Consider the following 17,152-nt stretch of genomic DNA (forward strand, 5'->3'; position numbering starts at 1 on the left):
CGGCCTTTATCGTTTAGAATTGCACGCCCACTTGCAAGGCGCCACCGGCATTGTTTTCGCTGAACTGGGCGCCTAAATCGAAATACACGGCGATAATGTTAAAGCCCAGGCCTGCGGTGATCGCTTGATCGTCTGCATCTGCCAGGTTAGAGCGCAGGCCGCCCCGCAGGCGTATCATGCTGGCGACATCCCATTCCACACCGACTCCCAGGAACTGAGTGTCCTCACCTAAAAAGAACGGTTTGTTCTTGGTAAGATCCAAATCGGCAGCAAAGGTCAGCCCTGCCGGTGCATCCCAGGCAACGCCGAGCCTGGCCTGAGTGTCCACGTCAAAAGTTACGGCTCTTCCGGTGCGTGGTGAAACGCTGGTTTCGTACTGGTTAGCTATAATGTTTTTGATGGTAAGGCCAACGGTGAGCGAATCGCTGAGAAAGCTGGTGGCCAACCCGATATCCAAATTCACATCACTGTCATCGTTCTCGCTGTCTTCCAGTTCGTCAGCAAGATCGTAGTTGTCGTCATCCAATTGTTGCACAGACGGGGTAGCGTAATAGCTGGTTATGGTTTGCAGTTTGGGTGTGATGCCCAGCGACACGTCTTTGCCAAACAGGCGAAAGTCGTGTGCGATGGCGATGCCCAGTTCACTGATGGTGACTCCGGCAACGATGACTTCTGAGGTTAGATCATCGCTGGGGTCAGTAATAATGACGCTAGCCCCAGACTGCACGGCTATAGGTGTATCGTTGCACCCTGCTGTGGGGTTGGTGGAGGCGGCGATATACAGCTCTGCTTCTGTTTGCACCGATTCGAAAAAATCTACGTAATCGTTAAGCAGCTCTGTGTCGCAGTCGGTCACAATGGGTGTGGTTTCGATGGTGGCGTTCACATTGGCAAATACCGCCAGGCCCAGTGCTTTGGTGGGAATGGCGACGCTGGCAAACCCGGCGGCGTTAATGCGAAAGGGTTGTTCGCTCAGTTCGTTCAGGTTGCTGCTCAAACTGCGTGAATTGTTGGTGAACTGTTCTTTGTTACGAATGAAGTCGGCTTGGTTGTCCGGGTTTTCCATGCCTTGAATGGCGATGTCTATGTTGTCGATGTAGGCTTCATCTTCTATTTCGTTGTAGGCATCCAGCGCATCGGGGTCGGCGAATACACTCACACCGAGATTGGGTAGTATGATGTGGATGGTTTCGCCATCGCTGTTATAACTCAGCAGGGCTGGGTTGAATAGCGCAGCGGTGCCGGGTTGGGCAGAAGCAACGCCAGTGTCACCCATGGCCATGGAGCGTGCGTCCAGGGTGGCAAACGGTTGGGCCACGGCGGATGTGGCGCACAGAAGTAGTGGTAGCAGTAATGGAGATTGAAGTTTCATAGCGTTATTTGCCATAGGTTGGTGATCCCAGCATGGTGTCCATTCTTTGCATGCGTTCATCCATGATGCGTTGAACATCCTTAGCTTGATCAATCAGCTTGGGAATCTCGGCGATAGGAACGGTGGTGGGAACCGGTAAGGTTGGCTCCAGCCCTTCACCGTTTGCCAGAGGGTTGTTCTCCATGATGGAGTTGGTGTTTTTAACGCGGCCAAATGCCGAGTCGATCTGATCTGCGGTGAGACCTTGTAATACATTGGCGTTGGGGTCGGTACGTACCACCATATTCAGGGTATTGCGATTGGGCAGTTCGCTGAATTGCCACACGCCGTTTTCATCCTGCCAGCGGTAGAAGATGTTTTTCTGCGCTTGGATATCCAGTACGGCTAATTGCTCACGGGTGAGTTGATCAGGTTGTAATGGGGGTTTGTCGTCGGACCATTGAATCCATTGCTGGCTGCTCTCTGTGCCTGCCCCAGTGCTCATCAGATCGGCGGCGTCATCAATATCCGGTAAGGAAAAATCCATACCGGGCAGCATGTCTTTAATCTGCATGAGTTTTTGCATGCCATCGGGCCCCATGAGCAGGTAGGGCCCGGCAAAGGCCATGATGACAAAAAATATCAGCATTTTAACGACGAGTTTCATGCAGGGCGGCTCCGGTTTCCATTGTTCAATATATGTGCGGTGCATATAAGAGGCGAACTTTGATCAGTATAGCCCGTTTGCCGCTCTACACAGGCCGACCCCGATGCATTACTATGTGCGAAATTGCACGTTTCGGGGAAAATAATGCCTTCATTCGATATTGTTTCAGAACTTAATATGCACGAAGTGGATAACGCGGTGGATCAGGCCAAGCGGGAAATCAGCAACCGCTTTGATTTTAAAGGCACCAAGTGCACTTTCGAGCAGGATAAGAATGTTATTACCCTGGTGGGGGATGCGGATTTCCATTTGCGTCAGTTGCAGGACATTCTTGAAGGAAAACTGATCAAGCGCGGCATTGATATTGGCTGTATTGATTTGGCCGATCCGGAGGTCAACTTGAGCGAGGCTCGCCAGAAGCTGACGCTGCGTCAGGGCCTGGATTCTGATCAGGCGAAAAAGCTGGTGAAGCTGATCAAGGACAGCAAAATGAAAGTGCAGGCTTCAATCCAGGGCGATAAGGTGCGGGTCACCGGTAAGAAGCGGGATGATCTGCAGGAAGTGATCGCCATGTTGCGTGAGGCCAAGTTCGAGATGCCTCTGCAGTATGAAAATTTCCGCGATTAATCAGTAGCTTCTCAGGCTACGGATTTCTGTGCTTTGGGAACGATGTTCTTGCGGGGGAAATGGCAGGTAAATACGCAGCCTTCCCCCAGTTCACTGAAAATCTCCAGCTTTGCATTGTGGTGAATCAATACGTGTTTGACGATGGCCAAGCCCAACCCGGTGCCGCCGGTTTTGGCGTGTCGGCTTTGATCAGCACGGTAAAAGCGCTCGGTTAGGCGTGGCAGGTGCTTGGGGTCAATGCCGTCGCCATCGTCTTCCACTTCCATGTAGACGCCGTTTTCATCTTCGTTCCAGCGGATGGTGATGTTGCTTTTCGCCGGGGCGTATTTGATGGCGTTGATCACCAGGTTGGAGAATGCGCTGCGCAGTTCTTCGTGATCGCCGTTGATATCCAGATCTTCATCCACTTCCAGGATGATGTTGTGTTGTTTGGTTTCGTTCATGGCCTGGGCGTCGTGGTAGATCTGACGCAGCAGCTTGGGGATGCCGACGGGTTTGATTAACTGCTGACTGTTGTCGGTTTCCAGCCGTGATAATAGCAGCAGATCGTTTACCAGGGCTTCCATGCGCAAGGCCTGTTCGTTCATGCGATGGAGGCCCCGGCTCAGCTGTGGGTGGTCTTCCTGCAGGGAGTCCATAAAGGTTTCCAGATAGCCTTTGATGACCGTCAGCGGGGTGCGAAGTTCGTGGGAGACGTTGGCCACGAAATCCTGCCGCATCTGCTCCAGGTTGTGAACGCGGGTAACGTCACGGGCTACGATGAGGCGTTCGCCCTCGCCAAAGGTGGTGATCTGGAACTGCAGTATGACACCGGCCTGTATGGATGAAGGGATTTCGAGGGGGCGTTGGAAGTTGCCCGCTTCAAAGTAACGAATGAAACGTGGATCCCGCAACAGGTTGGTGAGGTTCTGGCTGCGGTCGGTTTTCAGTTGGAAGCCCAGCAGGTGGGTGCCTGCGTCGTTCCACCACTCCAGGTTGCCGTATTTGTCCACCACTACCACGGCGTCGCGTATGGCATTGGTGGATTGCTGGGCGCGAATGATGATGTTGTGCAGGTTATCTATGTGGGTTCTGTAGGTTTTGTTCTGCTGATATAGGTTGTCGAAGATCAGGCCCCAGACACCGGTGCTTTCCGGTGGATCGGATTTGTCTTCAGAGGTCAGCCAGCGCGCCAGGTCACGGGTGCGCAACAGCATCCATAAGCAATATGGTACGCTCACCAGCGCCACACCGATACCCGGATAACCCAGGCTCCAGCCGCCCACCGCGCCGATGAGGATGAGAATGATGAACTGGTTAAGTTCGATGTTCCATTCTTTAAACACGCACTACACCCTGATAAACGATTTCGGGAGAATACTATCGTACTCTAGTAGCATTTCTGTTGCGTTGCGACAATATTCAGGTGTGGTTGCCGGTCTGCGCTTGGTGAGCGCTCCAAATAGTTGATTTTATATCAAAATTTGGTTGAGAAACGATAGCCTGTGCCGCGTACGGTTTGCACCAGATGATCGTATTTATGGGGTGCCAGCGCCTTGCGCAGGCGTCGGATATGCACGTCCACGGTACGATCCTCCACGTACACGTTACCGCCCCAGACCTGATCCAGCAACTGGGCGCGGGAGTAGGCTCGATCCTGGTGGGTCATGAAGAATTCCAACAGGCGGTATTCCGTCGGCCCCATTTCCACTGGGCGTTCGTCGGCGGTGATGCGGTGGCTCACCGGGTCCAGCGCCAGGCCGTCCACCAGGATGGCTTTGTTCTGGTCGCCTTTGGCTCGGCGCAGTACGGCGTTGATGCGGGAGATCAACTCACGGGTGGAAAAGGGTTTGGTGATGTAGTCGTCCGCCCCTGCATCCAGGCCCTGAATTTTGTTGTCTTCTTCGCTTTTGGCGGTGAGCATGATTACGGGGATCTCAGCCGTGGCTTCATCCCGCTTCAGGCGTCGGGCCAGCTCTATGCCGCTCACTCCAGGCAGCATCCAGTCCAGCAGAACCAAGTCGGGGCGCTCGTCCACGATCATGCTGTGAGCTACCTGCCCGTTCTCTGCTTCCATCCATTGGAACCCAGCCAGCTCCAGTGATACGGAAATCATTTCGCGAATTGCTTCTTCGTCATCGACGATCAGAATTTTTACGTCGGCCATGATTCATCTGTTCCACTTCGAATTCGATATCACGCATTTAAGTGTATCAATGTTACAGAAAAATGACGTTTGTGGGTCAGGACAGGCTGTAATGCAGAAAGATGCCGGCAAATATCACGGCGCCCACCCAGTGGTTGTGCAGAAATGCTTTGAAGCAGGCGTCGGTGTCGCGGTTGCGGCACTGCCACAATTGCCAGCTCCAGAGGGCGACGGCGGCAGCGAGGCCAGCGTAATACCAGAGGCTGAAGTCCAATCGGCTGCCCAACAGGCCCATGGCCAACAGTGCGGTGGCGTTGAGCACGCCGACCATCAGCAGATCCATGTCACCGAACAGGATGGCGGTGGATTTGATGCCGATTTTGAGGTCGTCATCCCGATCTACCATGGCGTAGAGGGTATCATAGGCCATGGTCCAGGAGACGGTGGCCAGGTAAATCAGCCAGGCGTGTTCCGGCACCGATTCGCCGACGGCACCGAATGCCATGGGGATGGCCCAGGCAAAGGCGGCCCCCAGAACCAGCTGCGGAAGGTAGGTGTGACGTTTCATGTAGGGGTAGGCGCAGGCCAGCAGCAGGCCGCCCACCGACAACATGATGGTGAACTGATTGGTGAACAGTACCAGCACGAACGCAAGCAGGCCGATAAGTGCAGCGATAGCGAGTGCTTCCTTACCGCTGACGCGCCCGGTGGCCAGCGGGCGATTGGCGGTGCGGCTGACGTCTCCGTCAAAGTTGCGGTCGGCGTAGTCGTTGATGATGCAGCCGCCGGTGCGGGTCAGGATCACACCGGCAATAAAGATGAAGATCAATTTGAAGCTGGGGTTGCCTTCTGCGGCGATCCAAAGCGCCCATAAGGTGGGCCACATCAGCAGGTAAATGCCGATGGGGCGATCCAGTCGGCCCAGAGCGATGAAGTCCGGCAGGCGGCGTAGCGGGGAGTTGGACAGTTGCAGTTCTTTCAGTGATGCCACTTACGGTTCCTCAAGCAGGCTTGCTTCAAACAGAATGGGTTTCTGAGCCATTGGCGTACATGGGGCAGTCGTGCAGGAAGTACTCACTCACCAGCAAGGGCTTGTCATATAGATAGAACACGGACTGCCGCCCCCAAATACTGCCCTGCCCGGCAAAGTCTTGACTGACTCGGGCTGCGTCCAATCGGTATACCGCAATCGGGCCCCGTCGCACGTGGGGGTGGTTGAACAGTACCGCACCCAGGGGCTTGCTGCCAAGCCGGGTGAGGGCGCGGGCGGGCCCCTGCAGCGTCTCCACCGGGATCACGGTGCGGGCGAATACCCAGGGCTGTTCGTGGCACAGCAGCGCTACTTCCCGCAGGAACGGCCAGCTGCGCTGCTGCAGTTGCAGGGCCTCGCGCTCGTGATCGGTGGCTATTTGGTGCCCCTGGCGCAGCAGTTTCACCCGAAATGCACCGTCGCTGGCATGAATCAGGCGACGGGTAAGGGAGCCCCGATCCAACAGCCAGGTGCGATAGGGGCGGGGCACCCGGTAGGGCGGGTTGCTGCCGCCGCTCCCCAGGTACAGCGCCTGATCTTGCAGGATCGACGGAAGAAAGTGCTGGTTTGGCATAAAGTATTGAAACTATTGATGGTGTTGCAGCTGATTGTAGCGAAAAGCAGGGCGAATTGCTGTTTCTGGCGTGAGCAAATTGATTCAGTTGACTTGCTTTTTTGGGGTTTCGCACGTAATTTGCCCGTTCTTTACAGAGGCTGACATTAGTAGAAAGGTGTACACATGAAAAAATACGAATGCATCGTATGCGGTTATATCTATGACGAAGCAGAAGGCTGGCCGGAAGACGGTATTGCGCCGGGCACCAAGTGGGAAGACATCCCCGATGATTGGGTTTGCCCTGATTGTGGTGTAACCAAAGAAGATTTTGAGCTTATTGAAGGTTAAGTAAGGAACCCCCCTAATGGATCCTGTCATCATCGTTGGAACTGGCCTGGCCGGTTACAACCTGGCGAAAGAATTTCGAAAACTGAATAAGGAGCAGCCCCTGACGCTGCTCACCTCCGACGATGGGCGTAACTATTCCAAGCCTATGCTGTCCACCGGGTTCACCAAGGATAAAACCGCCGATCAACTGGCCATGGCCGATGCCGATACCATGGCCGCACAACTGGGTGCCGAGGTTCGCACCGGGGTAAGTGTCAGCACTATTGATACCTCCGCACAGACCCTGCAGTTGGATAATGGTGAAACTCTGCCGTACAGCCAGCTGGTGCTGGCGTGGGGTGCGGAAGTGTTTCGTCCGCCTCTGGAAGGTGATGGCTTAGAGCAGGTTTATTCTGTCAACGATCTGATGGATTACGGCCGCTTTCGAATTGCCCTGGAAGGCAAGAAGCGGGTGGCCATCGTGGGCGGTGGTTTGATCGGTTGCGAATTTGCCAATGATCTCACCAATGGCGGATTTGAGGTGGAAGTGATGGAGCCTCTGGGCCGTCCGTTGCCCACTTTGCTGCCGGAGCAGGCCTCGGCCGCGGTGCAGCAGGGCCTGGAAGCCATTGGTGTTAAGTTTCGCTTTGGCCCTTATGTGACGGCGGTGAATCAGGCCGATGGCGGTGTTGTGCTGAGCCTGTCAGACGGCTCTGCGGCAGAGGCGGACATTGTGGTGTCTGCCATTGGTTTACGCCCTCGCATTAAGGTAGCGCAAGCTGCGGGTATTGACGTGAATCGTGGCATTAAAGTGGATCGCTTCCTGCGCACCAATGCCGCTAACGTATATGCCTTGGGCGATTGCTCAGAAGTCGAAGGCAACGTCATGCTGTATGTGCTGCCGCTGATGGCGGGTGCCCGCGCCCTGGCTAAAACGCTGGCTGGCACCGAGACCGCAGTGGCATACGGCCCCATGCCCGTGGCCATTAAAACCCCGGCTTGCCCGGTGGTGGTGGCGCCTGCACCCAACGGTGTCGAAGGCACCTGGGAAGTGGAAGCCGATGGCCTTAATGTAAAAGCCTTGTTCAAAGATGCGGCAGGCACCGTGCGGGGCTTTGCCCTAACCGGAGAGTCTACCGCCGAGAAAAACGCCCTGGCGAAGCAATTGCCGCCACTCTTGGGTTGATTTCGTTTGGGTTAACACAGCACGTGATTAACCCTCCGAATTAGTCGTTTAAAAAACAGGCAGCGAGGTCGCGAAGGCCCGCTGCCTGATTCAGTGCGGGTTTTACCGATTCCAACAGCCGCAGAAGTTGGGGTTGAACTAGAGCCCTTCGCCTTTCCCTGCACCCCCATCCGGTATACAATCGCCGCTTTTGAGGGGATCTCACACATGCAGAAATCAGAAGTAGAAGCGGCGCTTGCAGAAAAGCTCAATATTACAAAAACAGCCGCCCGAGATCTGCTGAATGTGATGCTGGATCAGATAACCCTGGAACTGAGCCGTGGCCAGCGCGTTAGCTTGCCTGGGTTCGGTGTGTTTGAAGTGCGTGCCTACGGCCCCCGCACCGGTCGCAACCCCCAAACCGGCGCGCCCATTGATATCCCGGCAGGTCACAATGCTCACTTCAAGCCAGGCAAGGGTCTGAAAGACGCCATCTCTGGATAAACACTCAATTTACACACTCGCTTTTGGGAATGCTGCTATGAAGTTTTGGTTCTTGTTGCTGATTTTGGGTTGGCGTATGCGTTGGCTTGCCAACCATAACGACGCGTTCAAAGAAAAGCTGGAAGAGAAGGACACTGTCCTTCAGTTTCGCACCGAGAGCGCCAAGGTAGCCCGCTATTACATTATTCGCGATCAAAAGGTGAAGCCCTGCGCAGGCCTGCACCCCAAGCCTAATATGTGCATGTCATTCAAGGATGCTGAATACGCCTACCGAACCATCATGAACGCCAGCAAAGATAAGATGGCCTTCATGAAAGGAATGGGCTCCAAAGAGATCGTCGTGACCGGCGAGGCTCAGGAAATGATGTGGTTCATGAGCCTGATTAAGTTTTTTCCGCCGAAAAAGAAGAAAAAGTAACCACTTATCAGGGCTTTCGGTAAAACTTCACTTGTTTCGTTGAGGTTTTGTGACGAAACTTAACGTGAACTGGCTTTTGTTATGTCCCGTTGCTACAGTCTGCGCTGCTCAAAAACTGCACAGCGGTGGCGCAAGACATCGCTAGACGATATTTCTCCAGACTAAGACGCTGGCGCTGGAAAAGGAATTTGGCTCCGGCGACCGGTGGGCACCACGGAAGGAGCCAATAAAAGCTGCCTGAAAGACCAGTAAGAGGATCCGGGGTGACAGAATCGCTGCAACCGGGGCAAGCCGCCCACGGTGAAGGCTCAAGCCACAACCAGCACCACAAGAAAGACACACTGACCATCCGCATTTTCGTCGGGTTGTTGCTGGGTTTTGCTGTGGGCTTGGTAATGCACTATCTACCCCAGATAGTGCCAGACTCCCCTGTTGATCTCTGGATACAGGAATACCTGATCGACGGAGTCTTTCTGGTATTCGGTAAAATCTTCGTTAACCTGCTCAAACTCATGATTGTGCCTCTGGTGCTGGTGTCCCTCATCTGCGGGGTGATTGCCTCCGAGGAAAGCAAAAGCCTGGGCCGCCTTGGCAGCAAAACCTTTGTGCTGTATCTGCTCACCACCGGTGTTGCCATTACGCTGGCGCTGATGGTGGCACAGGTGATCGACCCTGGTGCGGGTGCGAACCTGGAGGGTGATTACGAGCGTTACGTGCCCAAGGAGCGCCCGCCCTTCGTGCAGGTACTGATCAATATTTTCCCGGATAACCCAATGCAGGCCATGGCCGAAGGCAACATGCTGCAGGTAATCGTGTTTGCCATTCTGGTGGGCATCGCCCTCAACCATACCGGGGCTCAGGGCAAGCGCATCGGCGCGATTTTTGAAGATCTGAACGTGGTGGTGATGAAGCTGGTGCAGCTTATTATGCAGCTGGCTCCCTACGGCGTGTTCTTTCTGGTAGGCAAAGTGTTCGCCGAGCAAGGTGTTGATCTGCTTAAAGGGCTGGGTGCCTATATGGGGTGTGTGCTGCTGGCACTGGCGCTGCATTTTACGGGCACCTACATGACCATCCTCACCCTGGTTGCCCGCCTCAACCCGATTATCTTTCTGACCAAAATGCGCCCGGCCCTGATGTTTGCGTTCAGTACCGCCAGCAGCGCTGCCACCATGCCGGTCACCATGGGCGTCGTGGAGAAAAAACTGGGTGTAAAGAACTCGGTGGCGTCGTTCACCATTCCCTTGGGCACCACCATTAATATGGACGGCACCGCCATCATGCAAGGGGTGGCTACGGTGTTCATCGCCAGCGCCTACGGTATTGAGCTGGGTGTGAGTGAATTTTTAACAGTGATAGCGACGGCTACGTTGGCCTCCATTGGCACCGCCGCCGTGCCCAGTGCTGGCATGATTACATTAGCGATGGTGCTGGGGCAGGTGGGGCTGCCGGCAGAGGCCATTGGTTTGATACTTGGGGTAGATCGGATATTGGACATGGTGCGCACAGCGGTGAATGTGACCGGTGATGCCGTGGTTACCTGTACGGTAGCGCGCTCAGAGGGTGCTCTGGATCAGGCCGTGTTTGATGACCCCGATGCTGTGGAGGTTCAACCGGGATGATGCGGTTAATTGGGGTAGTGTCGATAGTCATGCTGACAATGGGGTCAGGCGTGCTGTGGGCGGATCAGAACGCGCAGACAAGAGAGCAGTGGGAGCGCTACATCGAATCCGCAGGGGTGAGTGTAGTGTTGGATCAGGCTAATGATTTGATCGAGCAGGAGATCCGTAACCTCGAAAACGCGCCGCTGGGTTTTACCGCAACACAACTAGAAGAGATGCGCGACCAACTGCGTTTGCGGCTCGGCTCCGAGCGTCTGAAACAGGATATTGTGGCGCGGTTGCAGCGTGACTATTCTCCGCAGCAGATGCAGGAGCTGAACAGGGTGCTGGAATCCAAATCTCTGCAGGCGCTACAGCAATTACAGTTGCAATTGACCGATGCCGATGTACGGCAAGCCATGCGCTCTTATCGTATTAAGGTGCAAGAGCACTCCCCCAACGAAACCCGCCTGCAATTGTTGTCCTCACTGGATCAACAATTACAGCAGTCGGCGTTGGAAACTGAATTGAAAGTAGAGCTGCGCAAGCAGCTGCTGGCCACAGTGTCCCACCTGAAAACCAGTGAAACGTTCCCGGAAGATTTGCTGGAGCGTCAACTGGAAGATTACCGTGCTACCGTAGAAGGTGAGATCAGCGAGAACGCGGTCTTTGCCTATCTGTACTTGCTCAAACGCACGCCCAGCAGTCGGGTTCGGGATTTGCTGGTATCACTGGACGACCCCGCCTTCGAAGCATTCATGGCCCTGTGTCTGGATGCCATGCAGGATTCCTTCCGCGAGGCGCGGGAGCAGATCAATGAGAACGTGCAGCTGGCTGGGAACTAGTCGGGCGCTTGCCCTGCGTCTGCGTTATTAGACCAAGTATTTGCTGTGATTCTTGATGATATGGTCGCGCAATTCCGATGGACAGTGTCCGGTCCATTTCTTGAAAGCACGGCGAAAGTTCGACGCATCGCTATAACCCAGTCGCGCGGCGACCTCCTCTATGGTGACCTGTTCGATCGAAAGCCAATAGGTGGCGCGCTGTCGTTTTTCATTTTGCAGCAGTTGCTGAAAATGGGTGCCACCGGCTTTGAGCCCGCGATGCAGCGTTCCCCGACTGATGTTGAGTTGCTGGCAGATGTGTTCGGCATCCGGCAGGGTTTCGCTGTTGCTTAAGGTATGTTCAACCTGAAACGAAATCGGACTGCGCGCCAGTACCGGCGTCAGCAGATGGCGGAGGCTTTCCGGATTCGGTGCGGCTTGTCGTTTGCCGGCTTTTTGCAGTGCGGATGCAGAAAAACGGATGCGATAGGTTTGGCGCTGGCTAATTTCAAGACAGTTGATGCTGTGCAGTGCCTGCGCTGCCATGCCATGGCGTAACAGGGTCATGTAAACCAGGTTCAGACACGCCTGCAGTGCAAAATGCTCAACCGCTAGAGGGACACTGAGATAGGGCAGTGATATATCCAGTGTGCACGCATCCCGTTCAAACAGGATGTGGGCAGAGATGGTGACGCCGGAAATAACGTGAAATTGTTTCAACAGCCCCAGCAGTTCCAACAGCGTTTTCCAGCCTGCGCCGTCGATCGTGGCGACCACTTCTGGAACCGAGGCCAGGCGGGCCCCGTAGTTCAGCCCCGCACAATCATCTTTCAGAACAGCGCACAGTGCGCTGGTTTCGGCACCAAAACGCATTACCTCCCATGGCTGTTGCACGGCGCTGGGTGGCTCGACGTCCATGCCGGCCTCGCGCTGCATCTCGCGTAACAATTGGCACAAAGCAATGGCTACATGGTGTGCACGACCATCGGCCTGTTTGTGAAAACGGTACATGACGAAATCCCTTCCCTGTTCCCGCTGAAGCGTTCCCTCTATCTCTTTTAGTCCGATGCAGCCTGACATGCAAGGCGCGTTGCCACCGAATGGAAAAAACTGACCTGCTGCTATGAGTGACGCTGCAGTAGGATCAGGGCAGGCTTTGCTGTGCTGCCTGAGAAGATCAAACGACACAATGGCTGTGTCGAGAGTGGAATAAAAATAAAAAAGGGAGTTTTTTCATGGATCTACGGAATTTGATCGTGCTTGTCCTTGCCTGTTGCTGGCTCAGTAGCACGGCCCTGGCAGTGGCTTGTACCGGGCTTGAGGCCCACACCTGTGCTCTGCCATTCCCCAGTAACGAATTCACGGTGCCGGATGCGGGCTCGGCCACCGGCCTCCAGGTTTCGATCAGCGATGACGTGTTACCTCCGCACAAACTCGACCTGTTGCCGGCGCGGGTGCGACCTGCGGCCATACTCAACGGTCGTGACGGCTTCAGCCCTTTGGGTGCGGCCATGTTTGAGCTGGGCCTGGATGCACCGATGGCGGCGCTGGAGTCTGATCCAGGGCAATGGGTACATGCATTCTCAGTGGATACCGGCGCGCCCATCGAGGTGGTGGCAGGCCGCAGTCCGGCGGAATCGATCATTGGGGAGCATCGGCGCGGCCAGCAGGCCATTGCCGAGTTTGATTATCCGGTGGAGTTCACGGGCACGCGTTATTACCGTAGGGGCACGGTGGCAGCGAAAATCAGGGGGCGCGCGTTGCTGCCGGATTTTCGTGGTGAAGACGGACTGGTGGAGGCAGTGGTTTTGCGGCATTCGACGATCGTGTGGACGGCGCCTATCTGCAGGTGGCGGGCACCGGCATTGCCCGCATCATGACGCACTCGATGTTCTGGGGGCTGGGCTTCAAGAATCTCATCACGCCGGAATTTTCCGCTGGCGAAACGGCCTTTCAAGCGACCCTCGCGCAGCATGTGGTGGACATGGTGGAAGGTGGTATGTTGGCTGAGTCGTTCAATCGCGATACCAAGCCCCTGTTCCTGCAATATGGCCTGGACGATACCGTGGCGACCAACGCAGCCACGTTTTCCCTGGCGAAAATCGCCGGGCTGACGCTAAACCCGCCGGTGCTGGCGGATCTGTCGGGGATTCCGGTGAATGACGCCTATGATCCGTTGATGGGATTGCTGCAGGTGGAGCCCGTTGCCGCGCAGGGCTGGCTGCGAGGGTTAACCGCGCACACTACCTTCGTTCGACCAGATGCGTATCAGGCTTATCATCAGTGGCTGGATGCCATTGCGGGGTTAACCGCGCAGTGATGTTGTTGGGGCTGAGCAGGGGCTCACCCCTCCAAATTACGCGCCATCTGCCGTAATTCATCTTTTTGTGCCACCACCCGGTTGATGACTTGCAGAGCGTCAACCGGCGAGATACCCAGTTCTTCGTACACTTTATCATCCAGATCATGCACCGGGCCTTGTATCAGGCCGACGCTGCGCAGCAATTGATTGCTGGCGTAGAGCAGACGGGCGTAGAGGTTGTAATCACCCTGATAGTCCGGGTAGTTCTGCCAGCGCAGTGCCTGGATGACTTCTTCGGGCATGCTCCAGCAATCCATTAGCTGACTGGCCAGGGTTTCGCGATCCACGCTCAGTATGTGTTGTTCGATGAGGTGGGGGTCGACGTGGCTGTTGGCTTCGATGTTGCGACAAATAACGTTGAAGTAGGGGGGGAATATATGGGCCAGCACCAGGTAGCCGTAGTTGGACAGTAGTCCGCTCAGGTAGGCCAGCCCGATGGAGGGGCGACGTTCGGAGGGCATGGCTTTGACCAGTCCTTCCATGGTCACGGCGCAGTAGACGGATTGCTGCCAGAATGGGGTGACGCCGTGGGGGCCATCCTGGGGCAGTTTGAGGGTGCGGCCCAAGGCCAGGCCCAGCGCCAGGTTGATAACCAGATCAAAACCCAATACCCGCACCACGGCATCGTGCACGGATTTGATGGCACCGGGGGCGGCGTAATAGGGGGAGCTGGCCCAGCTCACTACTTGCGCGGCCAGGCTGGGATCTCTTTCTACCAGTTCTGCCAGTTCACCCACACCGGCTTCCGGATCGATGCGCAGCTGAATGATTTGTTCAGCGGTTTCCGGCAGCGGGGGCATTTCCAGGGTTTCTTCCAGGCGGCGCTGGATGCGCAGTTTGGTAAACCGCTGCACGGAGCTTTCTACGGCGGCACGGTCGTTGTCATTAGGGGTGAGGCGATTCAGGCTGATGCAGAAATCCGCGATGCTGCCATGGCTCACCAGTTTGGCAAATTCTGATTGGGTCAACTTCAGGTGTTGGCCGCTGATGCTCATCTCCAGGTACAGGCTGTCGGCTTCGATCAGGCGTTTTTCCACCACCAATGGCAGGCTGTCGTTGAGGGGGAACGCCGGCAGTTGTTCCAGGCCCTGGGAGCGCGCCATCTCTTCGTGTTGCTGGGGGGTGATGGCAACCAGGTTGCGGCCCTTGAGTTCACTGAGCCGGGATAGATCCAGCAGGCTGTCGGCCGGGATCAGGGCCTGCAGGTGGCCCAGTGAATCCTGCAGCACCACCAGTTTTACGATTTGGCTGGGGCTGGCCTGTTCACTGCTGCAGAGCTGGTGCAGGGGGGCTATTTCTGCCGCTTCGATGATTTGGTAGTCGATTCCCTGGGAGCTGAGTCGCTCGCTCACGGATGGGGGTAGGGGCATGCTACTTACCTCACAATGTGCCATGCCACTAAGCATAGTAGCGGCTGCGAATGCTGCCACATGAGGTATATACCGTGTTTTGTGCAAATTGTGGTGTATGTGACTGATTTGGCAGGTTAGGGCCTGGGGGTGGGGCATTCCAGCAAGAAAAAAATCTTATTCTTGGCGGTTTTTTGTTTAATCACGTGCCAGTGCTCTGGCAGTCGGCTGGCGTTGAAGTCGGCTTCTGCTTCGAGGTAGAGTTTGGTTTCCGGTTTGATAAAGCCCTGATATTCCAGCAGATACAGGCAGGGTTGCAGCAGGTCTTTGTGGAATGGGGGGTCGAGGAAGATCAGATCGTAGGCCTCAACCGCGAGGTCGGTGGCCGCTTGGGCCTGTTGCTTGAGCCAGGCCTCGGCGGCGCGATGGTGTACTCCGGCTTGCTGGCAGCCCAGTGTTTTCAGGTGCTCGCGGATATTCTGCGCGGCCTGGGGGCTGGCATCTACAAAGTCCACATGGCGGGCACCCCGGGACAGGGCTTCCAGCCCGAGGGCCCCGCTGCCGGCGAACAGATCAAGACAGCGGGCACCTTCCACATCAAACATCAGCCAGTTGAACAGGGTTTCCCGATAACGGTCGAGGGTGGGGCGCAAGCCTTCTTCTGCCGTGAAGCTGAGGCGGCGGCCTCGCCACTGGCCGCCGATGATGCGCAGTTCGCCTTTGCTGGCGGGGCTGGTTTTGGATCTTGGGCTCACTGCTGGGTATCGCCTTTGCTGGCGGTCTGGCCTGCGGTGATGGTGAGCAGGGCGTTGGGGTTGACCACGCGCTGGAATGCTTTGCGGATAGCCTGGGCGTCCACGGCCTCGATCTGGCCGATGTAGGTGTCCAGATAGTTGAGGGGCAGGTTGTAGAATCCGATTAAGCCGAGGTAGTCCACGATGTTGCTGTTACTGGCGGTTTGCAGGGGAAAGCTGCCCAGGATATGGCGTTTGGCATCGTCCAGTTCTTGGTCGGTGGGGCCGTTTTTCACAAACTCGCCCAGGGTCTGGTTGAGCAGGGTCAGGGCTTGTTGGGTTTGATCGTTACGGGTTTGCAGGTTGATCAGGAATGGCCCTTGGCTGGCCATGGGAATGAAATGGCTGTACACGCTGTAGGCCAGGCCGTTGTCCTGGCGGATGATTTTGTTAAGGCGGGCGCTGAAACCACCGGCACCGAGGATTTCGTTGCCGACGTAAAGCGCAAACCAGTCTGGGTCACCCCGTTTTACCCCCAGGCCGCCTACCATGATGTGGGTTTGGCTGGAGGGGAATTCCACATGCTGGGTTTTGCTTTGCGGCAGGCTGGTGGCTGCTTGCAGCGGTGGTGCGGCTTGGCCCACCGGCAGTTGCTTATCCAGTTGCAGGGCAATCAGTTCGGCCTGGGTGCGGTCAATGGCACCGATCATGGCGATCACCATGTTGCTGGCTACGTAGTGGCTGCTGTGGAAACGGCGCAGATCTTCGCCGTTGATGCGGGTCAGGCTGTCTTCGGTGCCGTTGGGGGGAATGCCATAGGGCAGGTCGCCATAGAGGCCTTCAAAAAAGGCTTTTTGAGCCAGTGCGCCGGGGCTTTGCTGTTCTTGTTGCAGGCCCAGCAGCATCTGCCCGCGCAGCCGCTCCAGGCTGCTTTCCGGAAAGGTGGGTTGGGCCACCACATCGTAGAACAGGGTCAGGGCGGGATCTCGGTATTGTGGGTCAGACAGGGTGCGCAGGCTGACCACGGCCATGTCACGATAGGAGCCGGTGTTGATGTTGGCGCCCAACCCTTCAAAGGTGCGAGCGATGGTATCGACATCGGCGATGCCAGCACCTTCGGTGAGCATGGCATTGGTGATGCTGGCCAGGCCGGGTAAATCCCCATCACGGGCGGCTCCGGCGTCAAACACCACGCGCACGTCCAGCATGGGAATCTCCGGTGCCTGTACGAACAATACTTTGGCCCCGTTGGGTGTGTTCCAGGCTTCGATGCGCACTTTGTAGGGCTTGCTTTTGGCGTTCTCGATCATCTCCAGCGAGGTCAGTTTGAGGCCGTCCTCCCGTTCCTGCAGGGTTTCGCTTGACTGGCTGGGGAGGATCAACGGCCCTGGCTCTACGGAGCCGGGCTTGCGGCTGCCGGGCAGGTTGTACAGCACCACGATGAAGAGGGTGATCACCAGAGTCATGATGCTGAGGGTTTTGCGGCTGATGCGGCTTTCTTCACTCATATTTATT

19 protein-coding genes are annotated in these 17,152 nt (G+C 56.0%); 9 read left to right on the top strand and 10 right to left on the bottom strand.

The window, feature by feature from the left end:
- Window positions 1-13: 13 nt before the first annotated feature.
- On the bottom strand, window positions 14-1,372 hold the full coding sequence (gene traF / locus Kalk_RS12590; RefSeq protein WP_158643474.1) for a conjugal transfer protein TraF: 1,359 nt from the start codon (window positions 1,370-1,372) through the stop codon (window positions 14-16).
- Between the two features lie 4 nt (window positions 1,373-1,376).
- Window positions 1,377-2,018, bottom strand: a complete 642-nt coding sequence (locus tag Kalk_RS12595; RefSeq protein WP_101894588.1) for a hypothetical protein — start codon at window positions 2,016-2,018, stop codon at window positions 1,377-1,379.
- Window positions 2,019-2,162: 144 nt separating this feature from the next.
- Between Kalk_RS12595 and Kalk_RS12600 the strand changes: the two genes are divergently transcribed.
- Complete coding sequence (locus Kalk_RS12600; RefSeq protein WP_101894589.1) at window positions 2,163-2,645, top strand: YajQ family cyclic di-GMP-binding protein; 483 nt, start codon at window positions 2,163-2,165, stop codon at window positions 2,643-2,645.
- Between the two features lie 11 nt (window positions 2,646-2,656).
- Here Kalk_RS12600 and phoR read toward each other — a convergent pair whose 3' ends face one another.
- From phoR to Kalk_RS12620, 4 genes are all read right to left on the bottom strand, one after another.
- Window positions 2,657-3,970, bottom strand: coding sequence for a phosphate regulon sensor histidine kinase PhoR (phoR, locus tag Kalk_RS12605; protein ID WP_101894590.1), 1,314 nt, complete (start codon window positions 3,968-3,970; stop codon window positions 2,657-2,659).
- Between the two features lie 131 nt (window positions 3,971-4,101).
- The gene (gene phoB / locus Kalk_RS12610; RefSeq protein ID WP_101894591.1) at window positions 4,102-4,791 is read right to left on the bottom strand and encodes a phosphate regulon transcriptional regulator PhoB; all 690 of its coding nucleotides are present in this window, start codon (window positions 4,789-4,791) and stop codon (window positions 4,102-4,104) included.
- A 76-nt stretch (window positions 4,792-4,867) separates the two neighbouring features.
- Entirely contained in the window at window positions 4,868-5,752 is an 885-nt protein-coding gene (ubiA, locus tag Kalk_RS12615) for a 4-hydroxybenzoate octaprenyltransferase (RefSeq protein WP_101896306.1), read from the bottom strand.
- A 34-nt stretch (window positions 5,753-5,786) separates the two neighbouring features.
- The gene (locus Kalk_RS12620) at window positions 5,787-6,374 is read right to left on the bottom strand and encodes a chorismate--pyruvate lyase family protein (protein WP_101894592.1); all 588 of its coding nucleotides are present in this window, start codon (window positions 6,372-6,374) and stop codon (window positions 5,787-5,789) included.
- 165 nt (window positions 6,375-6,539) lie between these two features.
- Between Kalk_RS12620 and rubA the strand changes: the two genes are divergently transcribed.
- The 6 genes from rubA to Kalk_RS12650 all read left to right on the top strand — a co-directional run bounded on the left by rubA (window position 6,540) and on the right by Kalk_RS12650 (window position 11,213).
- Entirely contained in the window at window positions 6,540-6,704 is a 165-nt protein-coding gene (gene rubA, locus Kalk_RS12625) for a rubredoxin RubA (RefSeq protein WP_101894593.1), read from the top strand.
- Between the two features lie 16 nt (window positions 6,705-6,720).
- Window positions 6,721-7,869 carry an NAD(P)/FAD-dependent oxidoreductase gene (locus tag Kalk_RS12630; RefSeq protein WP_101894594.1) on the top strand — a complete coding sequence of 383 codons (1,149 nt, stop codon included), beginning with the start codon at window positions 6,721-6,723 and terminating at the stop codon, window positions 7,867-7,869.
- Window positions 7,870-8,076: 207 nt separating this feature from the next.
- Window positions 8,077-8,352: an HU family DNA-binding protein gene (locus Kalk_RS12635; RefSeq protein WP_101894595.1), complete on the top strand. Its 276-nt coding sequence runs from the start codon at window positions 8,077-8,079 to the stop codon at window positions 8,350-8,352.
- 37 nt (window positions 8,353-8,389) lie between these two features.
- The gene (locus Kalk_RS12640) at window positions 8,390-8,770 is read left to right on the top strand and encodes a hypothetical protein (RefSeq protein WP_101894596.1); all 381 of its coding nucleotides are present in this window, start codon (window positions 8,390-8,392) and stop codon (window positions 8,768-8,770) included.
- 263 nt (window positions 8,771-9,033) lie between these two features.
- The gene (locus Kalk_RS12645; RefSeq protein ID WP_199767906.1) at window positions 9,034-10,389 is read left to right on the top strand and encodes a dicarboxylate/amino acid:cation symporter; all 1,356 of its coding nucleotides are present in this window, start codon (window positions 9,034-9,036) and stop codon (window positions 10,387-10,389) included.
- Window positions 10,386-11,213 carry a hypothetical protein gene (locus Kalk_RS12650; protein ID WP_101894597.1) on the top strand — a complete coding sequence of 276 codons (828 nt, stop codon included), beginning with the start codon at window positions 10,386-10,388 and terminating at the stop codon, window positions 11,211-11,213. The genes Kalk_RS12645 and Kalk_RS12650 overlap by 4 nt, the downstream gene beginning before the upstream one ends.
- A 27-nt stretch (window positions 11,214-11,240) precedes the next feature.
- Here the strand turns inward: Kalk_RS12650 and Kalk_RS12655 are convergent, their stop codons facing one another.
- On the bottom strand, window positions 11,241-12,203 hold the full coding sequence (locus tag Kalk_RS12655) for a helix-turn-helix domain-containing protein (RefSeq protein ID WP_158643475.1): 963 nt from the start codon (window positions 12,201-12,203) through the stop codon (window positions 11,241-11,243).
- Between the two features lie 224 nt (window positions 12,204-12,427).
- Between Kalk_RS12655 and Kalk_RS12660 the strand changes: the two genes are divergently transcribed.
- Window positions 12,428-13,072, top strand: a complete 645-nt coding sequence (locus Kalk_RS12660) for a hypothetical protein (protein WP_101894599.1) — start codon at window positions 12,428-12,430, stop codon at window positions 13,070-13,072.
- Window positions 13,021-13,512 (top strand): hypothetical protein, encoded by a 492-nt coding sequence (locus Kalk_RS12665; protein ID WP_101894600.1) that lies wholly within the window; start codon window positions 13,021-13,023, stop codon window positions 13,510-13,512. Before Kalk_RS12660 ends, Kalk_RS12665 begins: the two co-directional genes overlap by 52 nt.
- 23 nt (window positions 13,513-13,535) lie before the next feature.
- Here Kalk_RS12665 and Kalk_RS12670 read toward each other — a convergent pair whose 3' ends face one another.
- The 3 genes from Kalk_RS12670 to Kalk_RS12680 all read right to left on the bottom strand — a co-directional run bounded on the left by Kalk_RS12670 (window position 13,536) and on the right by Kalk_RS12680 (window position 17,145).
- A complete protein-coding gene (locus Kalk_RS12670; protein ID WP_158643476.1) occupies window positions 13,536-14,924 on the bottom strand; it encodes an aminoacyl-tRNA deacylase and HDOD domain-containing protein in 1,389 nt (462 codons plus the stop codon).
- A gap of 116 nt (window positions 14,925-15,040) precedes the next feature.
- A complete protein-coding gene (rsmD, locus tag Kalk_RS12675) occupies window positions 15,041-15,658 on the bottom strand; it encodes a 16S rRNA (guanine(966)-N(2))-methyltransferase RsmD (protein WP_101894602.1) in 618 nt (205 codons plus the stop codon).
- Window positions 15,655-17,145: a M16 family metallopeptidase gene (locus Kalk_RS12680; protein ID WP_101894603.1), complete on the bottom strand. Its 1,491-nt coding sequence runs from the start codon at window positions 17,143-17,145 to the stop codon at window positions 15,655-15,657. The genes rsmD and Kalk_RS12680 overlap by 4 nt, the downstream gene beginning before the upstream one ends.
- Window positions 17,146-17,152: the final 7 nt, after the last annotated feature.

Source organism: Ketobacter alkanivorans, from assembly GCF_002863865.1.
In the GTDB taxonomy this organism is placed as follows: domain Bacteria; phylum Pseudomonadota; class Gammaproteobacteria; order Pseudomonadales; family Ketobacteraceae; genus Ketobacter; species Ketobacter alkanivorans.